The sequence below is a fragment of the Dongia deserti genome, from assembly GCF_003574735.1.
Taxonomy (GTDB): Bacteria; Pseudomonadota; Alphaproteobacteria; order Dongiales; family Dongiaceae; genus Dongia_A; species Dongia_A deserti.
Genome location: NZ_QORW01000025.1, coordinates 54,358 through 73,527, shown reverse-complemented (window position 1 = coordinate 73,527; position 19,170 = coordinate 54,358). Strand labels below are relative to the sequence as shown.

General features: G+C 63.7%; 16 protein-coding genes and 1 tRNA gene. 16 read left to right on the top strand and 1 reads right to left on the bottom strand.

Translation table 11 applies throughout. The features are described 5' to 3' along the window. The 16 genes from DTX69_RS26925 to DTX69_RS26850 all read left to right on the top strand — a co-directional run. Window positions 1-113, top strand: a 113-nt coding sequence (locus DTX69_RS26925; RefSeq protein WP_284735752.1) for an EF-Tu C-terminal domain-related protein, incomplete at its 5' end; no start/stop codon positions are given. Between the two features lie 111 nt (window positions 114-224). Further along, window positions 225-300, top strand: a tRNA-Trp gene (locus tag DTX69_RS26920). 62 nt (window positions 301-362) lie between these two features. After that, the gene (secE, locus tag DTX69_RS26915; RefSeq protein WP_119304679.1) at window positions 363-560 is read left to right on the top strand and encodes a preprotein translocase subunit SecE; all 198 of its coding nucleotides are present in this window, start codon (window positions 363-365) and stop codon (window positions 558-560) included. Window positions 561-564: 4 nt separating this feature from the next. Then, window positions 565-1,095, top strand: a complete 531-nt coding sequence (gene nusG, locus DTX69_RS26910) for a transcription termination/antitermination protein NusG (RefSeq protein ID WP_119304678.1) — start codon at window positions 565-567, stop codon at window positions 1,093-1,095. Window positions 1,096-1,200: 105 nt separating this feature from the next. After that, on the top strand, window positions 1,201-1,629 hold the full coding sequence (gene rplK, locus DTX69_RS26905; protein WP_119304677.1) for a 50S ribosomal protein L11: 429 nt from the start codon (window positions 1,201-1,203) through the stop codon (window positions 1,627-1,629). A 3-nt stretch (window positions 1,630-1,632) separates the two neighbouring features. Continuing rightward, entirely contained in the window at window positions 1,633-2,322 is a 690-nt protein-coding gene (gene rplA / locus DTX69_RS26900; protein ID WP_119304676.1) for a 50S ribosomal protein L1, read from the top strand. 342 nt (window positions 2,323-2,664) lie between these two features. Next, window positions 2,665-3,183 (top strand): 50S ribosomal protein L10, encoded by a 519-nt coding sequence (rplJ, locus tag DTX69_RS26895; RefSeq protein WP_119304675.1) that lies wholly within the window; start codon window positions 2,665-2,667, stop codon window positions 3,181-3,183. A 71-nt stretch (window positions 3,184-3,254) separates the two neighbouring features. Then, window positions 3,255-3,632 (top strand): 50S ribosomal protein L7/L12, encoded by a 378-nt coding sequence (rplL, locus tag DTX69_RS26890; RefSeq protein WP_119304674.1) that lies wholly within the window; start codon window positions 3,255-3,257, stop codon window positions 3,630-3,632. A gap of 249 nt (window positions 3,633-3,881) precedes the next feature. Beyond that, window positions 3,882-8,048 carry a DNA-directed RNA polymerase subunit beta gene (rpoB, locus tag DTX69_RS26885; protein ID WP_119304673.1) on the top strand — a complete coding sequence of 1,389 codons (4,167 nt, stop codon included), beginning with the start codon at window positions 3,882-3,884 and terminating at the stop codon, window positions 8,046-8,048. Between the two features lie 58 nt (window positions 8,049-8,106). Further along, window positions 8,107-12,270, top strand: a complete 4,164-nt coding sequence (gene rpoC, locus DTX69_RS26880) for a DNA-directed RNA polymerase subunit beta' (RefSeq protein ID WP_119304672.1) — start codon at window positions 8,107-8,109, stop codon at window positions 12,268-12,270. Window positions 12,271-12,542: 272 nt separating this feature from the next. Further along, a complete protein-coding gene (locus DTX69_RS26875; RefSeq protein ID WP_162917595.1) occupies window positions 12,543-13,874 on the top strand; it encodes an arylsulfotransferase family protein in 1,332 nt (443 codons plus the stop codon). Continuing rightward, on the top strand, window positions 13,871-14,158 hold the full coding sequence (locus tag DTX69_RS26870; protein WP_284736100.1) for a hypothetical protein: 288 nt from the start codon (window positions 13,871-13,873) through the stop codon (window positions 14,156-14,158). Before DTX69_RS26875 ends, DTX69_RS26870 begins: the two co-directional genes overlap by 4 nt. Further along, the gene (locus DTX69_RS26865; RefSeq protein ID WP_119304670.1) at window positions 14,158-14,874 is read left to right on the top strand and encodes a hypothetical protein; all 717 of its coding nucleotides are present in this window, start codon (window positions 14,158-14,160) and stop codon (window positions 14,872-14,874) included. The genes DTX69_RS26870 and DTX69_RS26865 overlap by 1 nt, the downstream gene beginning before the upstream one ends. 1 nt (window position 14,875) lies before the next feature. Continuing rightward, on the top strand, window positions 14,876-16,021 hold the full coding sequence (locus DTX69_RS26860; RefSeq protein WP_284736099.1) for a sulfotransferase family protein: 1,146 nt from the start codon (window positions 14,876-14,878) through the stop codon (window positions 16,019-16,021). 212 nt (window positions 16,022-16,233) lie between these two features. After that, window positions 16,234-16,833, top strand: coding sequence for a hypothetical protein (locus DTX69_RS26855; RefSeq protein ID WP_119304669.1), 600 nt, complete (start codon window positions 16,234-16,236; stop codon window positions 16,831-16,833). 73 nt (window positions 16,834-16,906) lie between these two features. Then, window positions 16,907-18,556 (top strand): methyl-accepting chemotaxis protein, encoded by a 1,650-nt coding sequence (locus DTX69_RS26850; RefSeq protein WP_119304668.1) that lies wholly within the window; start codon window positions 16,907-16,909, stop codon window positions 18,554-18,556. 56 nt (window positions 18,557-18,612) lie between these two features. Here the strand turns inward: DTX69_RS26850 and DTX69_RS26845 are convergent, their stop codons facing one another. Further along, on the bottom strand, window positions 18,613-19,056 hold the full coding sequence (locus DTX69_RS26845; protein ID WP_162917594.1) for a PAS domain-containing protein: 444 nt from the start codon (window positions 19,054-19,056) through the stop codon (window positions 18,613-18,615). Window positions 19,057-19,170 lie beyond the last annotated feature (114 nt).

Below are 19,170 nucleotides of genomic sequence, written 5' to 3'. Positions count from 1 at the left end.
CGATGGAAGTGCACCTGATCGCGCCGATCGCGATGGACGAGGGCCTGCGCTTCGCGATCCGCGAAGGCGGCCGAACCGTCGGCGCCGGCGTCGTCGCCAGCATCATAGAGTAAAGGGCATCGCGGCCTCTTTCCGGGGCCGAAATGCCTGGGATTGGGTCGTTCCGGCGGCAGCGAAAGCGGTCGCCGGATCGGCGTTAGAAGGAGAACTCGGCGGCGCGACATAGGAGTGTAGCTCAACTGGTAGAGCACCGGTCTCCAAAACCGGGGGTTGGGGGTTCGAGCCCCTCCACTCCTGCCAGCGACCCGAATGAGGGAATGCCGCGCGCGCTGAAGCTTCGAATGGAATTGGTCAGGATTTAGATGACAAAGATCAGCCCGGTTGAGTTCGGCCGCCAGGTCAACGCGGAACGCAAGAAGGTCACGTGGCCGACCCGCAAGGAGACCTGGGTCACCACGGCGATGGTGTTCCTGATGGTCGTGCTGGCCTCCATCTTCTTCCTGGTCGTGGATTGGTTCCTCGGCACGGGCGTGACCTATTTGCTGGGGCTGTGGAAGTAAGTCGATGGCACACCGCTGGTATGTCGTGCACGTCTATTCGGGCTTCGAGCGCAAGATCGCGCAGTCGCTCAAGGAACAGGCGGTGCAGAAGGGAATGGACAAGCTGATCACCGACGTCCTGGTTCCGGCCGAGGAAGTGGTGGAGGTGCGTCGCGGGGCCAAGGTGAACACGGAGCGCAAGTTCTTCCCCGGCTATGTGCTGGTGAAGATGGAGCTGACCGACGACACCTGGCACCTCATCATGAACACGCCCAAGGTGACGGGTTTCCTCGGCGCCAAGGGCAAGCCCTCGCCCATCAGCGAGGCGGAAGCCTTGCGCATCCTGCACCAGGTGCAGGAGGGCGTGGAGCGGCCGAAGCGCGCGATCATCTACGAGGTCGGGGAGCAGGTGCGGGTCAATGACGGTCCGTTCACCTCGTTCACGGGTTTCGTCGAGGAAGTGGACGAAGAGAAGGGCCGCCTGAAGGTGGCGGTGTCGATCTTCGGCCGCGCGACCCCGGTCGAACTGGAATATTCGCAGGTCGAGAAAGTCTGACCTGCGAAGAACCGCGCGGCGACGGTTTCGCCGGAACTTGCGGGAGGCCAGCCAAGTGCCGCACCGCAAACCTAGGGACTCTCTGTGGGTCCACTGAGGTAGGACATGGCAAAGAAGATTGAAGGCTACATCAAGTTGCAGATACCGGCCGGTAAGGCCAATCCGTCACCGCCGGTGGGCCCGGCGTTGGGTCAGCGCGGTCTGAACATCATGCAGTTCTGCAAGGAGTTCAACGCGGCGACCCAGCAGTTGGAACCGGGCATGCCGATTCCGGTGGTGATCACGGCCTACTCGGACCGTTCGTTCAGCTTCGTCACCAAGACTCCGCCGGCCAGCTACTACCTGAAAAAGGCGGCGCAGATCGAGAAGGGCTCGCAGACCACCGGCCGCGGCACGGTCGGCACGGTCACGATGGCGCAGTGTCGCGAGATCGCCAAGCAGAAGATGGCGGATCTCAACGCGCACGACCTCGAAGCGGCGGCCCAGATGATCAAGGGGTCCGCCCGTTCCATGGGCCTGGTGGTGGAGGACTAAGCGATGGCCGGCAAGAAATACAAGGCAGCGCTCGCGACCATCAATCGCGACAAGTTCTATGGCGTCGAAGAGGCCGTGAAGATGGTCAAGGCGTCTGCTAAGGCGAAGTTCGATGAGACGATCGAGATCGCGATGAATCTCGGCATCGATCCGCGCCACTCGGACCAGAACGTCCGCGGCGTGGTCACCCTGCCGAACGGTACCGGCAAGGCGTTGCGCGTTGCGGTGTTCGCGAAGGGCGACAAGGCCGAGGCCGCGAAGAAGGCGGGTGCCGACATCGTCGGCGCCGACGATCTGGCGGAGAAGGTGCAGGCCGGTCAGATGGATTTCGACCGCGTCATCGCCACGCCGGACATGATGGTGACCGTCGGCAAGCTGGGTAAGGTTCTGGGCCCGCGCGGCCTGATGCCGAACCCGAAGCTCGGCACCGTCACCAACGATGTCGCCGAGGCGGTGAAAGCCGCGAAGGGCGGCCAGGTGGAGTTTCGCGCCGAGAAGGCCGGCTTGATTCATGCCGGCGTCGGCAAGGCTAGCTTCAGCGAGAAGGCGCTGGTGGAAAACGTGAAGGCGTTCGTGTCGGCGATCAATAGGGCGAAGCCGAGCGGCGCCAAGGGCACCTACATCAAGAAGGTGTCGCTGACGTCCACCATGGGCCCCGGCTTGAAGCTGGAGGTTGGTTCGATCGTCGGCTAAGCCGGCGAGTTGAGCGAGTTAGTGAGTTTCGCCGTTGTGGTGTGAGCCGCTGCGGTGATGGGAGGGGGGAACCTCTCCACCCTGTCCGAGACTGCAGGTCTCCAAGCCGATCCGTCGGGGCGGAGGTAATGAGGCAATCGCCTGCAATAGACGGGAGTTGAACCGAATTTCGTTCAAGGCCGATCGGCCAAGTCCGATCGGGTTCCCTGGGCGAAGCGCGGCTTGAGCTTCTGGGACAGGCAAAACCGGATCTTCCGGCTTTGCCCGACCGGGCGAGGACGAAAGGTCCAAGCGCAACCGGGTGCGATGGTGGTTCATCGCATCCAGATTCGGAGACGAACAGTGGACCGATCTGGCAAGCAAGAGCTGGTCACTGCTCTGCAGAACGCCTTGAGTTCCGCCAACCTGGTGGTCATCACCAAGCAGGCGGGCCTCACGGTGGCCGAAGTGAGCGATCTTCGGCGCAAGATGCGGAATGCAGGGGCTGGCTACAAAGTCGCTAAGAATCGGCTGGCACAGCGCGCTCTGAAAGGCACGAAGTACGAAGGCCTGGAACAGCTGTTCAAGGGTCCGACCGCAATCGCGTATTCGGCGGATCCGGTGGCCGCGGCGAAAGTCGCCGTCACCTTCGCGAACAGCAACGAGAAGCTCACCATCGTCGGTGGCTCGATGGGTGCGGACGTTCTTGGTCCCGATGGGATCAAGGCGCTCGCGACTCTGCCATCGCTCGACGAGCTTCGCGCCAAGCTGCTCGGCATGCTGCAGACCCCGGCGACGCGCGTCGCCACGGTCCTGCAAGCGCCGGCCGGCCAGTTGGCGCGGGTCTTCGGGGCTTATGCCAAGAAGAGCGAGACCGCGTGACGGTCAGTTCTTCAAGCGGTTCCGAATTGAAGTTCAAGCAACGCGTTATGAGATAAGCCTAGGAGAATGAAATGGCTGATTTGCAGAAGTTGGTGGACGAGCTCTCGAAGCTGACCGTCCTCGAGGCCGCCGAGCTGTCCAAGAAGTTGGAAGAGGCTTGGGGCGTTTCGGCTGCCGCGCCGGTCGCGGTGGCTGCCGTCGGCGGCGGTGCCGCTGCCGCTGCTCCGGCCGAGGAGAAGACGGAGTTCACCGTCGTTCTCGTCGACGGCGGCGAGAAGAAGATCAACGTGATCAAGGAAGTTCGCGCCATCACCAGCCTTGGCCTGAAGGAAGCCAAGGACCTGGTCGAAGGTGCGCCGAAGCCGGTGAAGGAAGGCGTGTCCAAGCAGGAAGCTCAGGATCTCAAGAAGAAGCTGGAAGACGCCGGCGCCAAGGTTGAGCTGAAGTAAGGCCTTCAGCTGGGTTGTTCGAACGGGGGAAGCGCCGGTTTTGCGATCGGCGCTTCCCGCGTCCTCAAGTGATAGGAAATTGCGCCTCTCCGATCGGCGCGAACAATGGGATCGGACCGATGGTCGAATGTCTCCGACCGTTGGAGCGAGGGCAAAGAGGCAAGGGAATTACCGGGTGTTGAGCCCGATCGGATCGGATTTGAAAGCGCGGCGGTCGAGTCGCGCTTCGAGGGAAAATAGAGGTCGCTGATGACAAAACCTTTCACGGGACGCAAGCGCATTCGCAAGGATTTCGGCCGGATCGGCGAGATCACGCGGATGCCGAACCTGATCGAAGTGCAGAAGAGTTCGTACGACCAGTTCCTGCAGATCGGCGTCCCGGCTGAAAAACGCGAGAGCATCGGGCTGCAGGAAGTGTTCCGCTCGGTGTTCCCGATCAAGGACTTTTCCGAGAAGGCGGAGTTGCAGTTCGTCCGCTACGAGCTGGAAGAGCCGAAATATGACGTCGAGGAGTGCCAGCAGCGCGGCATGACGTACGCCGCGCCGCTGAAGGTGACGCTGCGCCTGGTCGTGTGGGATCACGACGAGGAGACCGGCGCGCGCTCGATCCGCGACATCAAGGAGCAGGATGTCTACATGGGCGACATGCCGCTCATGACCTCCAGTGGCACTTTCATCGTCGCCGGCACGGAGCGCGTGGTCGTCAGCCAGATGCACCGCTCGCCCGGCGTGTTCTTCGATCACGACAAGGGCAAGACCCATTCCAGCGGCAAGTATCTCTTCGCCGCGCGCGTCATTCCGTACCGCGGCTCCTGGCTTGATTTCGAGTTCGATGCCAAGGACCTCGTCTATGTGCGCATCGACCGCCGGCGCAAGCTGCCGGCGACGACGCTGCTGCTGGCTTTGTGGAGCAAGGGCGTCGAGCAGAAGCTCTCCAAGGGCGGTGAGCTGGTAGACGAGGATCGCCGGTTCGGCGGCATGTCCGCCGAGGAAATCCTCAACTTCTTCTATAGGCAGGTCGTTTACAGCCATGGCAAGAAGGGCTGGACCATGGCGTTCGAGCCGGAGCGCATGAAGGGCGTGAAGCTCGCTGCGGACCTGGTCGACGCCAAGACCGGCAAGGTGATGGCGGAAGCCGGCGCCAAGATGACGCCGCGCTTGGGCCGCAAGCTGCAGGAAGGCGGCCTCAAGGAAGTGCTGGTGCAGCCGGAAGAGCTGCATGGCCGCTACGCCGCCGTCGACATCATCAACGAGAAGACCGGCGAGATCTTCGTCGAGGCCGGCGCCGAGATCACGCAGGCCGTGCTCGACCAGCTCGATCAGGCCGGCGTAAAGGAGCTGCCGACCCTCGGCATCGATCACGTCAATGTCGGCCCCTACATGCGCAACACGCTGATGGCCGACAAGAACTCCTCGCGCGAGGAAGCGCTGATCGACATCTACCGCGTCATGCGTCCCGGCGAGCCGCCGACGCTCGACACGGCGGAGACCTTGTTCCAGGGCCTGTTCTTCGACCTGGAGCGCTATGACCTGTCTTCGGTCGGCCGCGTGAAGATGAACTCCCGCCTCAACCTCAACTCGCCGGACTCGATCCGCGTCCTGCGCAAGGAAGACGTACTGTCGATCCTGAGGGTCCTGGTTGACCTGAAGGATGGCCGCGGCGAGATCGACGACATCGACCATCTCGGCAACCGACGCGTCCGGTCGGTCGGCGAATTGCTGGAGAACCAGTATCGCCTCGGCCTGCTGCGCATGGAGCGCGCGATCCGCGAGCGCATGAGCTCGGTCGAGATCGATACGGTGATGCCGCACGACCTGATCAACGCCAAGCCAGCGGCAGCGGCAGTCCGCGAGTTCTTCGGCTCCTCGCAGCTCTCGCAGTTCATGGACCAGACCAACCCGCTGTCGGAGATCACGCACAAGCGGCGCCTGTCGGCCCTTGGCCCAGGCGGACTGACGCGGGAGCGTGCGGGTTTCGAGGTGCGCGACGTGCACCCGACGCACTACGGCCGTATCTGCCCGATCGAAACGCCGGAAGGTCCGAACATCGGCCTGATCAACTCGCTCGCCACCTTCGCGCGGGTGAACCAGTACGGCTTCATCGAGAGCCCGTACCGCAAGGTCGACAAAGGCGCGGTCACCGACGAGGTCGTCTATCTCTCGGCGATGGAGGAGGGCAAATACACCATCGCGCAGGCCAACGCGCGCCTCGATTCCCGCAACAAGCTAGCGGACGATCTGATCTCCTGCCGGCGTTCGGGCGAGTTCGTGATGGCCCGCCGTGAGGACGTGCAGTATATCGACGTCAGCCCGAAGCAGCTGGTATCGGTGGCCGCAGCGCTCATTCCGTTCCTCGAGAACGACGACGCAAACCGCGCGCTGATGGGCTCCAACATGCAGCGCCAGGCGGTGCCTCTGCTGCAGGCCGATGCGCCGCTGGTCGGCACCGGCATGGAAGGCACGGTCGCCCGCGACAGCGGTGTCGCCATCGTGGCGCGCCGCAAGGGCATCGTCGACCAGGTCGACGCGACCCGCATCGTCATCCGTGCGACGGAGGAGACCAACACCGCCGCCCCGGGTGTCGACATCTACAACCTGTTGAAGTTCCAGCGCTCCAACCAGAACACCTGCATCAACCAGCGTCCGCTGGTGAATGTGGGCGACGTGGTGGAGAAGGGCGAGATCATCGGCGACGGTCCTTCGACCGACCTTGGCGAGCTGGCGCTCGGCCGCAACGTGCTGTGCGCCTTCATGCCGTGGAACGGCTACAACTTCGAGGACTCGATCCTGATCTCAGAGCGGATCGTGAAGGACGACGTCTTCACCTCGATCCACATCGAGGAGTTCGAGGTCATGGCCCGCGACACCAAGCTGGGTCAGGAGGAAATCACCCGCGACATTCCGAACGTGGGTGAGGAAGCGCTCAAGAACCTCGACGAGGCCGGCATCGTCTATATCGGCGCCGAGGTGAAGCCGGGCGACATCCTGGTCGGCAAGGTGACGCCGAAGGGTGAAAGCCCGATGACGCCGGAAGAGAAGCTGCTGCGCGCCATCTTCGGCGAGAAGGCCTCCGACGTGCGCGACACGTCGCTGCGCCTGCCGCCGGGCGTCTCCGGCACGATCGTGGAAGTGCGCGTCTTCTCCCGCCGCGGTGTGGACAAGGACGAGCGCGCGCTCGCCATCGAGCGTGCCGAGATCGAGAGGCTGGCCAAGGATCGCGACGACGAAAAGGCGATCCTGGAGCGCAACTTCTACAGCCGCTTGAAGGAGCTGCTGATGAACCAGACCGCCACCGGCGGTCCGAAGGCGCTGAAGGCCGAGACCAAGATCACGGAAAAGACCCTGTCGGAATTCACCCCTGGCCAGTGGCGCCAGATCGGCGTGAAGAACGACAAGCGCATGGCCGAGATCGAAGGCCTCAAGAAGCAGTTCGAGGATTCCGTGAAGGCCCTCGAGAAGCGCTTCGAGAACAAGGTCGAGAAGCTGCAGCGCGGCGACGAGCTGCCGCCAGGCGTCATGAAGATGGTCAAGGTGTTCGTCGCGGTGAAGCGCAAGCTGCAGCCGGGCGACAAGATGGCCGGACGCCACGGCAACAAGGGCGTCGTCTCGCGCATCACGCCGGCCGAAGACATGCCGTATCTGGAGGACGGCACGCCGGTCGACATCGTGCTCAATCCGCTGGGCGTGCCCAGCCGCATGAATGTCGGCCAGATCCTGGAGACGCACCTGGGTTGGGCGTGCGCCAATCTCGGCCGCCAAATCGGCCAGATGATCGACGCGGTCCACAAGGGCGACACCAAGGCCGCGGAGCTACGCAAGAGCCTGAAGGAAATCTATGGCGAGCGCACCTACAAGTCCGACTTGATGGACCTGGAGGACAACGAGCTGGTCGAGTTGGCCGAAGGCCTGCGCAAGGGCGTGCCGGTGGCTTCCCCTGTGTTCGACGGGGCGCGCGAGGACGATATCGTGCAAATGCTCGAGCGCGCGGGCCTCAAGAACTCCGGCCAGGTGATCCTGACCGACGGGCGGACCGGCGAGCGGTTCGATCGCCAGGTCACGGTCGGCTACATCTACATGCTGAAGCTGCACCATCTGGTGGACGACAAGATCCACGCGCGTTCCATCGGCCCGTACAGCCTCGTCACCCAGCAGCCGCTGGGCGGCAAGGCGCAGTTCGGTGGTCAGCGCTTCGGCGAAATGGAAGTGTGGGCGCTCGAGGCCTACGGCGCTGCTTACACGCTGCAGGAGATGTTGACGGTGAAGTCCGACGACGTTTCCGGCCGCACCAAGACCTACGAAGCGATCGTGCGCGGCGACGACAATTTCGAGGCGGGCATCCCCGAGTCCTTCAACGTGTTGGTGAAGGAACTCCGCTCGCTCGGCCTCAATGTCGAGCTGACGCAGAACCAGTACTGATCGGATGGGCTGAACCGGCCGGGCCGCTGCCCGGCCGGGGCCGCCCGAGGAGAAGATGATGAACAATGAATTGATGAATGTGTTCGGCCAGCCCACTGGCACGCAGACCTTCGATCAGATCCGCATCTCGATCGCCAGCCCGGAGCGCATCCGCTCCTGGTCGTACGGCGAGATCAAGAAGCCGGAGACGATCAACTACCGCACCTTCAAGCCGGAGCGTGACGGCCTGTTCTGCGCGCGCATTTTCGGCCCGATCAAGGATTATGAGTGCTTGTGCGGCAAGTACAAGCGCATGAAGTATCGCGGCATCATCTGCGAGAAGTGCGGCGTCGAAGTGACACTCTCCAAGGTGCGGCGCGACCGCATGGGCCACATCGAGCTGGCCTCGCCCGTCGCGCACATCTGGTTCCTGAAGTCGCTGCCGAGCCGCATCGGTCTGCTGCTCGATATGACGCTGAAGGATCTGGAGCGAATCCTTTATTTCGAGAACTACGTCGTCATCGAGCCGGGCCTGACGCCCCTGAAGCTGCATCAGCTGCTGACCGAGGACCAGTACCTCGACGCGCAGGACGAGTTCGGCCAGGACGCGTTCCAGGCCGGCATCGGCGCCGAGGCGCTGAAGCTCATGCTCTCCGCGATCAACCTGGAGACCGAGCGCGAGCAGATGAAGGCCGACCTGCGCGAGACCTCTTCGGAGGCCAAGCGCAAGAAGCTGGTCAAGCGGCTGAAGCTGGTCGATTCCTTCGTCGAATCCGGTTCGCGCCCCGAGTGGATGATCCTGGATGTCGTGCCGGTCATTCCGCCCGAGCTGCGTCCGCTGGTTCCGCTGGATGGCGGCCGCTTCGCGACCTCGGACCTCAATGACCTCTATCGCCGCGTCATCAACCGCAACAACCGTCTGAAGCGGCTGATCGAGCTGCGCGCGCCCGACATCATCGTGCGCAACGAGAAGCGCATGCTGCAGGAATCGGTCGATGCGCTGTTCGACAACGGCCGTCGCGGCCGCGTCATCACCGGCGCCAACAAGCGTCCGCTGAAGTCGCTCAGCGATATGCTGAAGGGCAAGCAGGGCCGCTTCCGCCAGAACCTGCTCGGCAAGCGCGTCGACTACTCGGGCCGCTCCGTCATCGTCGTGGGTCCGGAACTGAAGCTGCATCAGTGCGGCCTGCCCAAGAAGATGGCGTTGGAGCTGTTCAAGCCCTTCATCTACTCGAAGCTCGAGCTCTATGCGATGGCGACCACCATCAAGGCCGCCAAGCGCATGGTGGAGAAGGAGCGTCCGGAAGTCTGGGACATCCTCGAAGAGGTGATCCGTGAGCATCCGGTGCTGCTGAACCGCGCGCCGACCCTGCATCGCCTGGGCATTCAGGCGTTCGAGCCGGTGCTGATCGAAGGCAAGGCGATCCAGCTGCATCCGCTGGTCTGCACGGCCTTCAACGCGGACTTCGACGGCGACCAGATGGCGGTCCACGTGCCGCTGTCGCTGGAAGCCCAGCTCGAGGCGCGCGTCCTTATGATGTCGACCAACAACATCCTGTCGCCCGCCAACGGCAAGCCGATTATCGTGCCCTCGCAGGACATCGTGCTCGGCCTCTACTACCTGTCGATGGAGGCGGAGGGTGAGCCGGGTGAGGGCATGGCCTTCGCCGATACCGGTGAAGCGCTGCACGCGCTGGACGCCAAGGTCGTCTCGCTGCACACCAAGATCAAGGCACGCGTCGATCACTACGACGACAGTGGCCAGCGCGTGACCAAGGTGATCAACACCACGCCGGGCCGCATGCTGCTGTCGGAACTCCTGCCGAAGCACCCGAACGTGCCGTTCAGCCTGATCAATCGCCTGCTGACCAAGAAGGAGATCACGACCGTCATCGACTTCGTCTACCGCCATTGCGGCCAGAAGGAGACGGTGATCTTCGCCGACCGCATGATGGCCATGGGCTTCGCCCAGGCCTGCAAGGCCGGCATCTCCTTCGGCAAGGACGACCTGATCATCCCGGCGACCAAGCACGGCCTGGTGAAGGACGCGCAGGAGAAGGTGAAGGAGTACGAGCAGCAGTATCTCGACGGCCTCATCACCCAGGGCGAGAAATACAACAAGGTGGTCGACGTCTGGTCGAACTGCACCGAGCGCGTGGCCGAAGAGATGATGAAGGTCATGCAGAAGAACGCCGCCGGCATGGGCATCAACTCGGTCTACATGATGGCCCATTCGGGCGCGCGCGGTTCCGCGGCGCAGATCAAGCAGCTGGCGGGCATGCGCGGCCTGATGGCGAAGCCGTCGGGCGAGATCATCGAGACCCCGATCATCTCCAACTTCAAGGAAGGCCTGACCGTGCTCGAGTATTTCAACTCGACCCACGGCGCCCGCAAGGGCTTGGCCGATACCGCCTTGAAGACGGCGAACTCGGGCTACCTGACCCGCCGCCTGGTGGACGTGGCGCAGGACGCCATCATCACCGAGGAGGATTGCGGCACCAGCAGGGGCCTCACCGCCAAGGCGGTGGTCGAGGGCGGCGAGGTGATCTCGGCGCTCAGCGATCGCATCCTCGGCCGCACTGCCGCGGAGGACGTGAAGGATCCGCTCTCCGGCGATGTTATCGTGAAGTCCGGCGACATGATCGACGAGCCGCTGGTCGATGAGATCGAGCGGGCCGGCATCGACGTGGTCAAGATCCGTTCGGTCCTGACCTGCGAGGCGCGGACCGGTGTGTGCGGCAAGTGCTATGGCCGCGACCTGGCGCGCGGAACGCCGGTCAATATCGGCGAGGCGATCGGCGTGATCGCCGCCCAGTCGATCGGCGAGCCGGGCACGCAGCTCACCATGCGCACGTTCCACATCGGTGGCGCTGCGCAGCGTGGCGCAGAGCAGAGTTCGATCGAGTCGACCATCGACTCCACGGTCGATGTGCGCAATCGCAACGTCGTGCTCAACAGCCAGGGCGTTCCCGTGGTGATGGGCCGCAATTGCGAGATCGTGCTGAACGACGACCAGGGCCGCGAGCGGGCGCGTCACCGAATCCCGTACGGCGCCCGGCTTTTGGCCGATCATGGTGTCAAGGTGACCAAGGGCTCCAAGCTGGCGGAGTGGGATCCGTACACCCTGCCGATCATCACCGAGCGAGAAGGCATCGTGAACTACATCGACCTGGTCGAAGGCCTGTCGATGCGCGAAGTGATGGACGAGACCACCGGCATCTCGAACCGCGTGGTCATTGACTGGAAGCAGCAGCCGCGCGGCAGCGATCTGAAGCCGCGTATCACGCTGCGTGATGAGAAGGGCAACGTCATCACCCTGCCGAGCGGGTTGGAGGCGCGCTACTTCATGTCGGTCGATGCCATCCTGTCGGTCGAGAACGGCGCCCACGTGAAGGCGGGCGACGTGCTGGCGCGCATCCCGCGCGAGGGCACGAAGACCCGCGACATCACCGGCGGTCTGCCGCGCGTGGCCGAGCTGTTCGAGGCGCGCAAGCCCAAGGATTTCGCGATCATCAGCGAGATCCCGGGCCGTATCGAGTTCGGCAAGGACTACAAGACCAAGCGTCGCATCGTAGTCGTGCCGGAGGATGCCTCGGAGGAGCCGCGCGAGTACCTGATCCCGAAGGGCAAGCACATCTCCGTGCAGGAGGGCGACTATGTCCAGAAGGGCGATCTGCTGATGGACGGCAGCCCGGTGCCGCACGACATCCTGAACGTGATGGGTGTGGAGGCGCTCGCCACCTATCTCATTAACGAGATCCAGGAGGTCTACCGGTTGCAGGGCGTGAAGATCAACGACAAGCACATCGAGGTGATCGTTCGCCAGATGCTGCAGAAGATCGAGATCTTCGATCCGGGCGACACCACCTTCCTCGCGGGCGAGCAGGTCGATCGCTCCGAGTTCGAGGAGGAGAACGCCAAGGCGTTGAAGGAAGGCGGCCGTCTGGCCAAGGGCTCCCCGGTGCTGCTCGGCATCACCAAGGCCAGCCTGCAGACACGGTCATTCATCTCGGCGGCTTCGTTCCAGGAGACGACGCGCGTGTTGACCGAGGCCGCGGTTTCCGGCCGGATCGACTCGCTGATCGGACTCAAGGAGAACGTGATCGTCGGCCGCCTGATCCCGGCCGGCACCGGCTCGGTCATGAACCGCATCAAGGCAGAGGCGGCCGAGCGCGACCGCCAGCTGGCGGCACAGAAGCCGGCAGCCCTGCCGAGCGCGGAGCACAAGCAGGAAGTCGCCTAGCCAGTCGCACGCGGCAAACTGCCGCGTACTTGCAAGCATCACGCCCGCCCCTGCGCAGGGGCGGGCGTTTTGCTGCCTGGGCCCTCGCAGTTCTCATGTCACGTCACAAGATTTTTACGCTAGCCCGGGGAGCAAAACTCATTCCGCCGGCGTTTAACCTTTGCTAACCGGGCGTGGTCGCGGCGGGTGCTTCCGTGCGGCTTCTGCGATGTCCCCGTCTGGCGAGCCGGCGCAATTGGTGCGGGCGGCTCGGACACAGCAGAGAGCGGGTGATGTTCGATAAGCTGGGATCGGTCCTTTTCATGGCGGCGGTCGCGTTTCTCGCCTTTGTGGGCGGGGCTATGGCCGTTCTGGGCGAGGCCTTCCCACACCGTTATCTGCGCGATGCCTACCTGGCCGGCGAAGCGCTGATCGCGCAGCGCGAGGAGACGGCAGATCCCTACGTGACCGACCAGTGGCGCAAGGCGCGCAATGGCGAGAAGGGCGTCACGATCCATGATCCGAGCCGCGCGCTGGAAGGCTATACACTCTACACCAGTGCCGGCGAGGCCGCCGCTCATCTCATCGACATGGATGGCCGCGTGGTCCACCAGTGGCGCCGGCCCTATAGCGAGATCTGGCACCAGGGGTCGGAGATCAAGAAGCCGCAGCCGGACAACCTCATCCTGATGGATAAAGCGCGCCTACTGCCCAACGGCGACCTGCTGGCGATCTATGCCGCGGCCGGCGACACGCCGTGGGGCTACGGCATGGTGAAGATGGATCGCGATTCCAACGTGATCTGGAGCTATCTCGCGCACACGCATCATGACTTCGACGTCGCGCCGGATGGCCGCATCCTGGTGCTGACCAACGCTTTCAGCTCGGACAACCCCGAAGGCATGGGCAAGCTCGACCAGCCCTATCTCGAAGACTTCGTCGTGGTGCTCTCGCCGGATGGCAAGGAGCTGAACAAGATTTCGCTGACGCGCGCTCTGGCGCAGTCGCGCTACAAGCTGCTGCACCTCGCCATCCCCGGCTATGCCTCCGGGGATCCCCTGCACGCCAACTCGGTGCAATACATCACGGCCGAGCAGGCACAGAACTTCCCGTTCGCGAAGGAAGGCGACGTGCTGCTCTCGTTCCGCGACATGAGCGCCATCGCCGTCGTGTCGCTGGAGACCGGCGAGATGGTGTGGGCGATGCGCGGTCCCTGGCTGTGGCAGCATGACGCCAGCCTGCTGCCCAACGGGCATATCACCCTGTTCGACAACCTGGGCGGCTTTCGCGATGCCAACGCGGCACGCGTGCTGGAGGTCGATCCCAAGACCGGCGCCGTGCTCTGGAGCTATCAGGGCGATGAGTCGCACCCGTTTCACAGCCCTTTGAGGTCCTCCGTCGAAACCCTCCCTAACGGCAATGCGTTGATCACGGAATCGGACGGAGGACGCATCTTCGAAGTGACGCGTCAAGGCGAGATCGTGTGGAATTTCGTCAATCCGACCCGCGGCGGCGCGAATGGCGACATGATCGCCATCGCTACCTGGGGCCAGCGCATCGATCCCGGCACCTTGGATCCCGATGTACGCACCCTGTTCGAAACCAGGAAGGAGGCTTCGAAATGAACCTGCAATATCGGCGAGCGGCCGTGCTCGCCATCAGTACCAGTGCAGCAGCCCTGGTCGCTTTTCCCGCCTTCGCCTATGTCGGTCCCGGTGCCGGCTTGACCCTGCTGGGCGCGCTGTGGGGCCTTGTCGTGGCCGTGGTCGTGAGCCTCGGCTTCGTGCTCCTGTGGCCGCTGCGGCGGATGATGCGTCGCAACAAGCGGGCCCAGCCACCGGCGGACGATGATCCGACGCACTCGATGCTCTCCAACCCATCGGGTGACCGTGAAGACCGGCGCATGTAATGGGATTGTTCAACCTACCTGAGCCGTTCTTTGACTTGGTGGACGGCAGCCTTGCCACGCTGCCGCCTCTGCTGCGGCTGATCCTCTGGGCGATCGCCGGCGCAGCGGTCTCGCTGGCGCTCTATCGCTGGCTCTCGCCGCAGCGGCGCATCGCCGAGGCCAAGGTGGCCGCGCAGGAGGCACGGCGACGTCTGAATGCCCATGAGGGCGATCTGGAAACCGCGTTGCCGCTGATGCGGCAGTCCATGAAGCTGGCACTGCGGCACGTCGGGCTGGTGTTTCCGGCCGCGCTCATCGCCTCGCTGCCGGTGCTGGCACTGCTGGTCTGGCTCGATGGTGCCTATGGCTATCAATTTCCGGAGAACCAACAGGCGCCGACCATCGCGGTCGAGCCTCAGACATACTCGGCTGAGTGGCAGCCGAGCAGGACGGGTGGGCAGATCGCGTTGCGGGATGATGCCGGCGCGGAAGTCACGCGCCTGACCCTGGCACAGCCGATCACCCGGATCGAAAAGCGCCATTGGTGGAATCTTCTTGTCGGCAATCCGGCCGGCTATCTGCCAGACAACGGCCCGATCGAGGGTGTATCCATCGGGTTGCCGGAACGGCAATACCTGCCGGTCGGGCCGGACTGGCTGCGCTCCTGGCTCACGGTGGCGCTGTCGGCACTGGTGATCGCGTCGCTTCTCATCATGCGCGTTGCGCGGATCTCCTGAGATGCCGGAAGCGCCGCGCAAGGGCTTCGAGGTTGCGCCGTGGATGGATCGTCTCGGCGGATTCATCGAGCGCCACACCGATTGGTGGATCAAGCTGGGATCACTCGAGACCAGGCTCCTCGACAGCACCTTGGCTGACGTGCGGATCGATCGACCGATCTATGTGACCGGCTTGGCCCGCTCTGGCACGACCATTCTCCTGGAGACCCTGGCGCGTCATCCGGATGTTGCGACCCACCGCTACCGCGACTTCCCGATGCTGTTCACACCTTATGTTTGGAACCGCTGGCTTGATCGGGTGCCATGCAGTGATGAGGCGCCGGCGGAGCGCAGCCATGGCGACGGCATCGCTGTCACCTCGGAAAGCCCGGAGGCGTTCGAGGAGCCCTTGTGGATGGCCTTCTTTGCCGGGCAGCACGATCCGTCGGTAAGCGCGGTGCTCGATCGGAACACGCATCAATCGCTCTTCGAGCGATTCTATCGCGACCACATCCGCAAGCTCCTGGCTGTGCGCGGCCGGCGGCGCTATGCCGCCAAAGGCAATTACAACGTCACGCGCATCGGCTATCTCGCGACGCTGTTTCCCGATGCCCGCTTCATCGTTCCGGTGCGCGATCCGACCTGGCACGTCGCCTCGTTGATGAAGCAGCATCGTTTGTTCCTGGATGGTCAGCGCGACAATCCACCAGCACGACGGCATCTGCGCCGTGTCGGGCATTTCGAGTTCGGAGAGGGCCGGGTGCCGATCAACGTCGGCAACGATGCGGCGACGGCGGAAATCGTCGCGCTTTGGCGCAGCGGGGAAGAGGTCCGCGGCTGGGCGCGCTACTGGGCCCATATCCACCACCATATCGCCGATCTGATCGAAGGCGATCCGGAGCTGCGCGAAGCCGTCTATATCGTGCGCTATGAGGACCTGTGCGCCGATCCGCGTGTGACCCTGCTGGCGCTGCTATCCCATTGCGGCCTGTCGGCGGGCTCGGGGTTCCTGCAGGAGGCCACGGGGCGATTCCACCAGCCAACGTACTATCGGCCGCGCTTCAGTTCTGCCGAGCTGTCGATCATTGCGGAGGAGACGGCGGCCGCCGCGGATCGCTTCGGCTATCAGCCGGACCATGCGCTCGCGCAGCGTCAAACCGCCCAGTAGCCCGCGCGCGGCTCATGAAAACGTTTCATTTCCTATCCGGATCACTCGGACCCAACCAACAAGCGCAATTGGGCGGCTTGATCACCTTGCATTCGAGTCATTTATGCCGAAGGCCGGAAATATAAACTCATAGTATAAACTTATTCTTAGTACTGCTTTTGCATCCTGCGGCCTGGACTACCGTCTTCTCAATCCGCAGTGGGAAAGCAGAAATGTTGAAGAAATCACTTGTTCTGGGAGCCGCCGCGGCGGCCATGTCCGTCGCGATTGCAACCGCCTCTTTCGCCAATGAGGCCGAGATCAAGGCCAAGGCCGAGAGTTACACCAAGAGCGAAATCGCCAAATGGGTGGCCGATGCCGATGTCGTCGCCGCTCTCAATGCGGCCAACGCGGCCAATGCCGGCTACGATCAGGGCAAGATCGACGAGCTCGACAAGCAGTGGCGCGCCGAGGTCGGTGCCGCAGCCCGCCCGCTGATCGATCAGATCATGGGAAGCGCCGCTTCCGTCAAGGCCAAGGGCTGGTGCAGCGGCGCCGGCGGCGTCGTGACGGAAATCATCCTGATGGACAACAAGGGCTTGAACGTCGGCATCTGTGATGCCACCAGCGACTACTGGCAAGGCGACGAGGCCAAATACAAGAACACCTTCACCAAGGGCGCCGGCACCGTGTTCGTCGACGACGTCGAGCAAGATGCGTCGACCCAGAAGTTCCAGGTGCAGACCAGCATGACCGTGGTCGATCCGGCCAGCGGCCAGCCGATCGGCGTCGTGACTGTCGGCCTCGATGCCGAAGGCCTGATGATGCAGTAGCAGTGAGTCAGCATTTGCGGGGACGGGTCTGCGCGGTCCGTCCCTGCGCCGACTCAGATCAGGGGGCCGCGCCATGATCAATGAAGCGCCAAGAAGGTTTTGGAGCATCGGCCGGAAGATCGCGCTGACGGTCTTTGTCGGCCTCGGCGTCGGTTTTGCCGCCGTCCTCGCCTATCAATCGATGTCACAGCGCGAGCTGGTGCTAGAGACCGTCGACAACAACCGTCTGGCCATCGCCGACATGATCGCGGCCCAGGCGGTGGGCGGCGTCAAGTTCAAGAAGGGAGAAGCGATCGCCAAGGTCTATGCGCGCTATCTCGAATCGGATGCCTCGGCCCTCAGCGCCATCGCGGTCTACGGTATCGACGATGAGGTGCTTTCGTCCGGTACCCACGCCAATGCCGCTCCTGTCAATTTCAATGCGCTGATGTCCGAAGCCAAGCCGAAGGTCGAGGAAGGCAAGGTCTTCATCCGCAAGACGACCGACAACTTCATCGCCATCGCGCCCGTCGTCGATGGCGCTGAAGGCCGGCGCGTCGGCACTTTGGCGCTGGCCTGGACCAACGATGCCCTGCTTTCGGAGATCAGCAGCCATCTGTGGATCGGCATCGGCATCTCGGCGGCAATCGCCGGCGCGCTCATTGCCTGCCTGCTGTTCGCGATCGGATACATCGTCAGCGGGCCGCTGGCCGCCATGGCAGGCACGATCGCGAAGCTGGCGGACGGTCAGCTCGACGTCGCCATTCCGGCCCAGGACCGGCGCGACGAAATTGGCACGCTGGGCCGCGCCGTCGCCTCCTTCCAGAGCCAGCTGCGCGAAGTGGAGCAGCTGCGCCATGAGCGCGAAGCGGCCGAGAAGGCTGCCGCCGAGGAGCGCCGCCGCGCGCTGCACGCCCTGGCGGCGACTTTCACCGCGAGCGTCGCCGGTATCGTCGACGTGGTTCTGAAGTCCGCCAAGACCCTGCAGATCAATGCGCAGAGCTTGAAGACGGCGACCGTCAGCTCGCGCACGGAAGTCGATACGGCGGCAAACGCCACCGATGATTCCAACAACAGCGTCTCGCTGGTCGCGACTGCGGCGGAAGAGCTGACCGCCTCGATCAACGAGATCGACCGCCAGATGCGCGAGAGCACCGCTGCTTCCGAGCAGGCCTTCAAGCAGGTGGGCAGCACGACCGAGACCATCAATGGTCTCGCGCGCGCCGCGGAAGGGATCGGCGGCATCGTCGAGCTGATCAACCAGATCGCCAGCCAGACCAACCTGCTGGCCCTGAACGCCACCATCGAGGCCGCCCGCGCGGGCGAAGCCGGCAAGGGCTTTGCGGTCGTCGCCAACGAGGTGAAGAACCTCGCCAGTCAGACCGCGCGTGCGACCGAGGAGATCACCGGCCAGATCGCATCGATGCAGGGCATCGCCTCGAGCGCGGTCGGCGCGGTCAGCGGCATCAAGGACTCGATCTCGAAGATCAAGGACATCGCCGGCCATATCGCCCACTCGATCCGCGAGCAGGCGAGCGCAACGCAGGAAATCTCCAGCAATGCCCAGCGCGCCGCGCAGCGCACGGGCAATGTCAATCACAGCATCCGGGTTGTGACCGACGCGGTCGACGAGACCGGCCGCGCGGCGGGATTGCTGCTCGACGAATCCAACAATCTCGCGACCAAGGCGACCGAGCTGCAACAGCAGGCGGACGCCTTTGTGCGCCAGGTGCAGGCGGGCTGAACTCGAGGCTTATCGGATCCTGTCGAGATAAGGCGCGGATTCGATCGACCGGCGGATCAAGCGGCGATCTGCTGCGGATCCGCGTAGATGACGAGAAAGACTTGATCGACCAGGCCGCCGCGCCGACTGCGCACCGGCAGCAGCAGGCGCGTGATCGATTCGACATCATTCTGGAAGACGCGCATGGTATGGATCATGGGCCGATGCGTGCACACGACTTCGTGCATGAATTCGGTGATGCGGCAGCCATATCGCGCGTCGACGTCGCTGGCTCGCTTGCCGGTCCAGTCCTCGCCGGTGATGGCGACGATCGCGGTGCCTTCCAGCCGGATCCGGAAGTCGTGCCCGCCGTCGACCGCTTCATAAATGCTGATATGGCCGAGCCAGGGCCGCAGCGCGAATGGATCGAGCTGCGCGCGGTTCGGGACCTCGTCGCTGCCCGCGGTCCGAGACCAGAATTCCAGCAGGCTGTGAAGTGACGGGGATGCAGAAGCCGGCAAGGCGTCCAGCCCATGCTCCAGAACCGGACGCCGCAATATGGGAGTGCCAGAACTCAGACGCGTCCTCAAGTTGTCGATCCGTCGAGACGCTGTATTCAGGTTGAACATCGTGGC

Bases quoted from the DNA above. Each gene is read 5' to 3' on its own strand.
- secE (WP_119304679.1), top strand. From the start codon at position 363: ATGACAAAGATCAGCCCGGTTGAGTTCGGCCGCCAGGTCAACGCGGAA.
- nusG (WP_119304678.1), top strand. From the start codon at position 565: ATGGCACACCGCTGGTATGTCGTGCACGTCTATTCGGGCTTCGAGCGC.
- rplK (WP_119304677.1), top strand. From the start codon at position 1,201: ATGGCAAAGAAGATTGAAGGCTACATCAAGTTGCAGATACCGGCCGGT.
- rplA (WP_119304676.1), top strand. From the start codon at position 1,633: ATGGCCGGCAAGAAATACAAGGCAGCGCTCGCGACCATCAATCGCGAC.
- rplL (WP_119304674.1), top strand. From the start codon at position 3,255: ATGGCTGATTTGCAGAAGTTGGTGGACGAGCTCTCGAAGCTGACCGTC.
- rpoB (WP_119304673.1), top strand. From the start codon at position 3,882: ATGACAAAACCTTTCACGGGACGCAAGCGCATTCGCAAGGATTTCGGC.
- rpoC (WP_119304672.1), top strand. From the start codon at position 8,107: ATGAACAATGAATTGATGAATGTGTTCGGCCAGCCCACTGGCACGCAG.
- DTX69_RS26875 (WP_162917595.1), top strand. From the start codon at position 12,543: ATGTTCGATAAGCTGGGATCGGTCCTTTTCATGGCGGCGGTCGCGTTT.
- DTX69_RS26870 (WP_284736100.1), top strand. From the start codon at position 13,871: ATGAACCTGCAATATCGGCGAGCGGCCGTGCTCGCCATCAGTACCAGT.
- DTX69_RS26865 (WP_119304670.1), top strand. From the start codon at position 14,158: ATGGGATTGTTCAACCTACCTGAGCCGTTCTTTGACTTGGTGGACGGC.
- DTX69_RS26860 (WP_284736099.1), top strand. From the start codon at position 14,876: ATGCCGGAAGCGCCGCGCAAGGGCTTCGAGGTTGCGCCGTGGATGGAT.
- DTX69_RS26855 (WP_119304669.1), top strand. From the start codon at position 16,234: ATGTTGAAGAAATCACTTGTTCTGGGAGCCGCCGCGGCGGCCATGTCC.
- DTX69_RS26850 (WP_119304668.1), top strand. From the start codon at position 16,907: ATGATCAATGAAGCGCCAAGAAGGTTTTGGAGCATCGGCCGGAAGATC.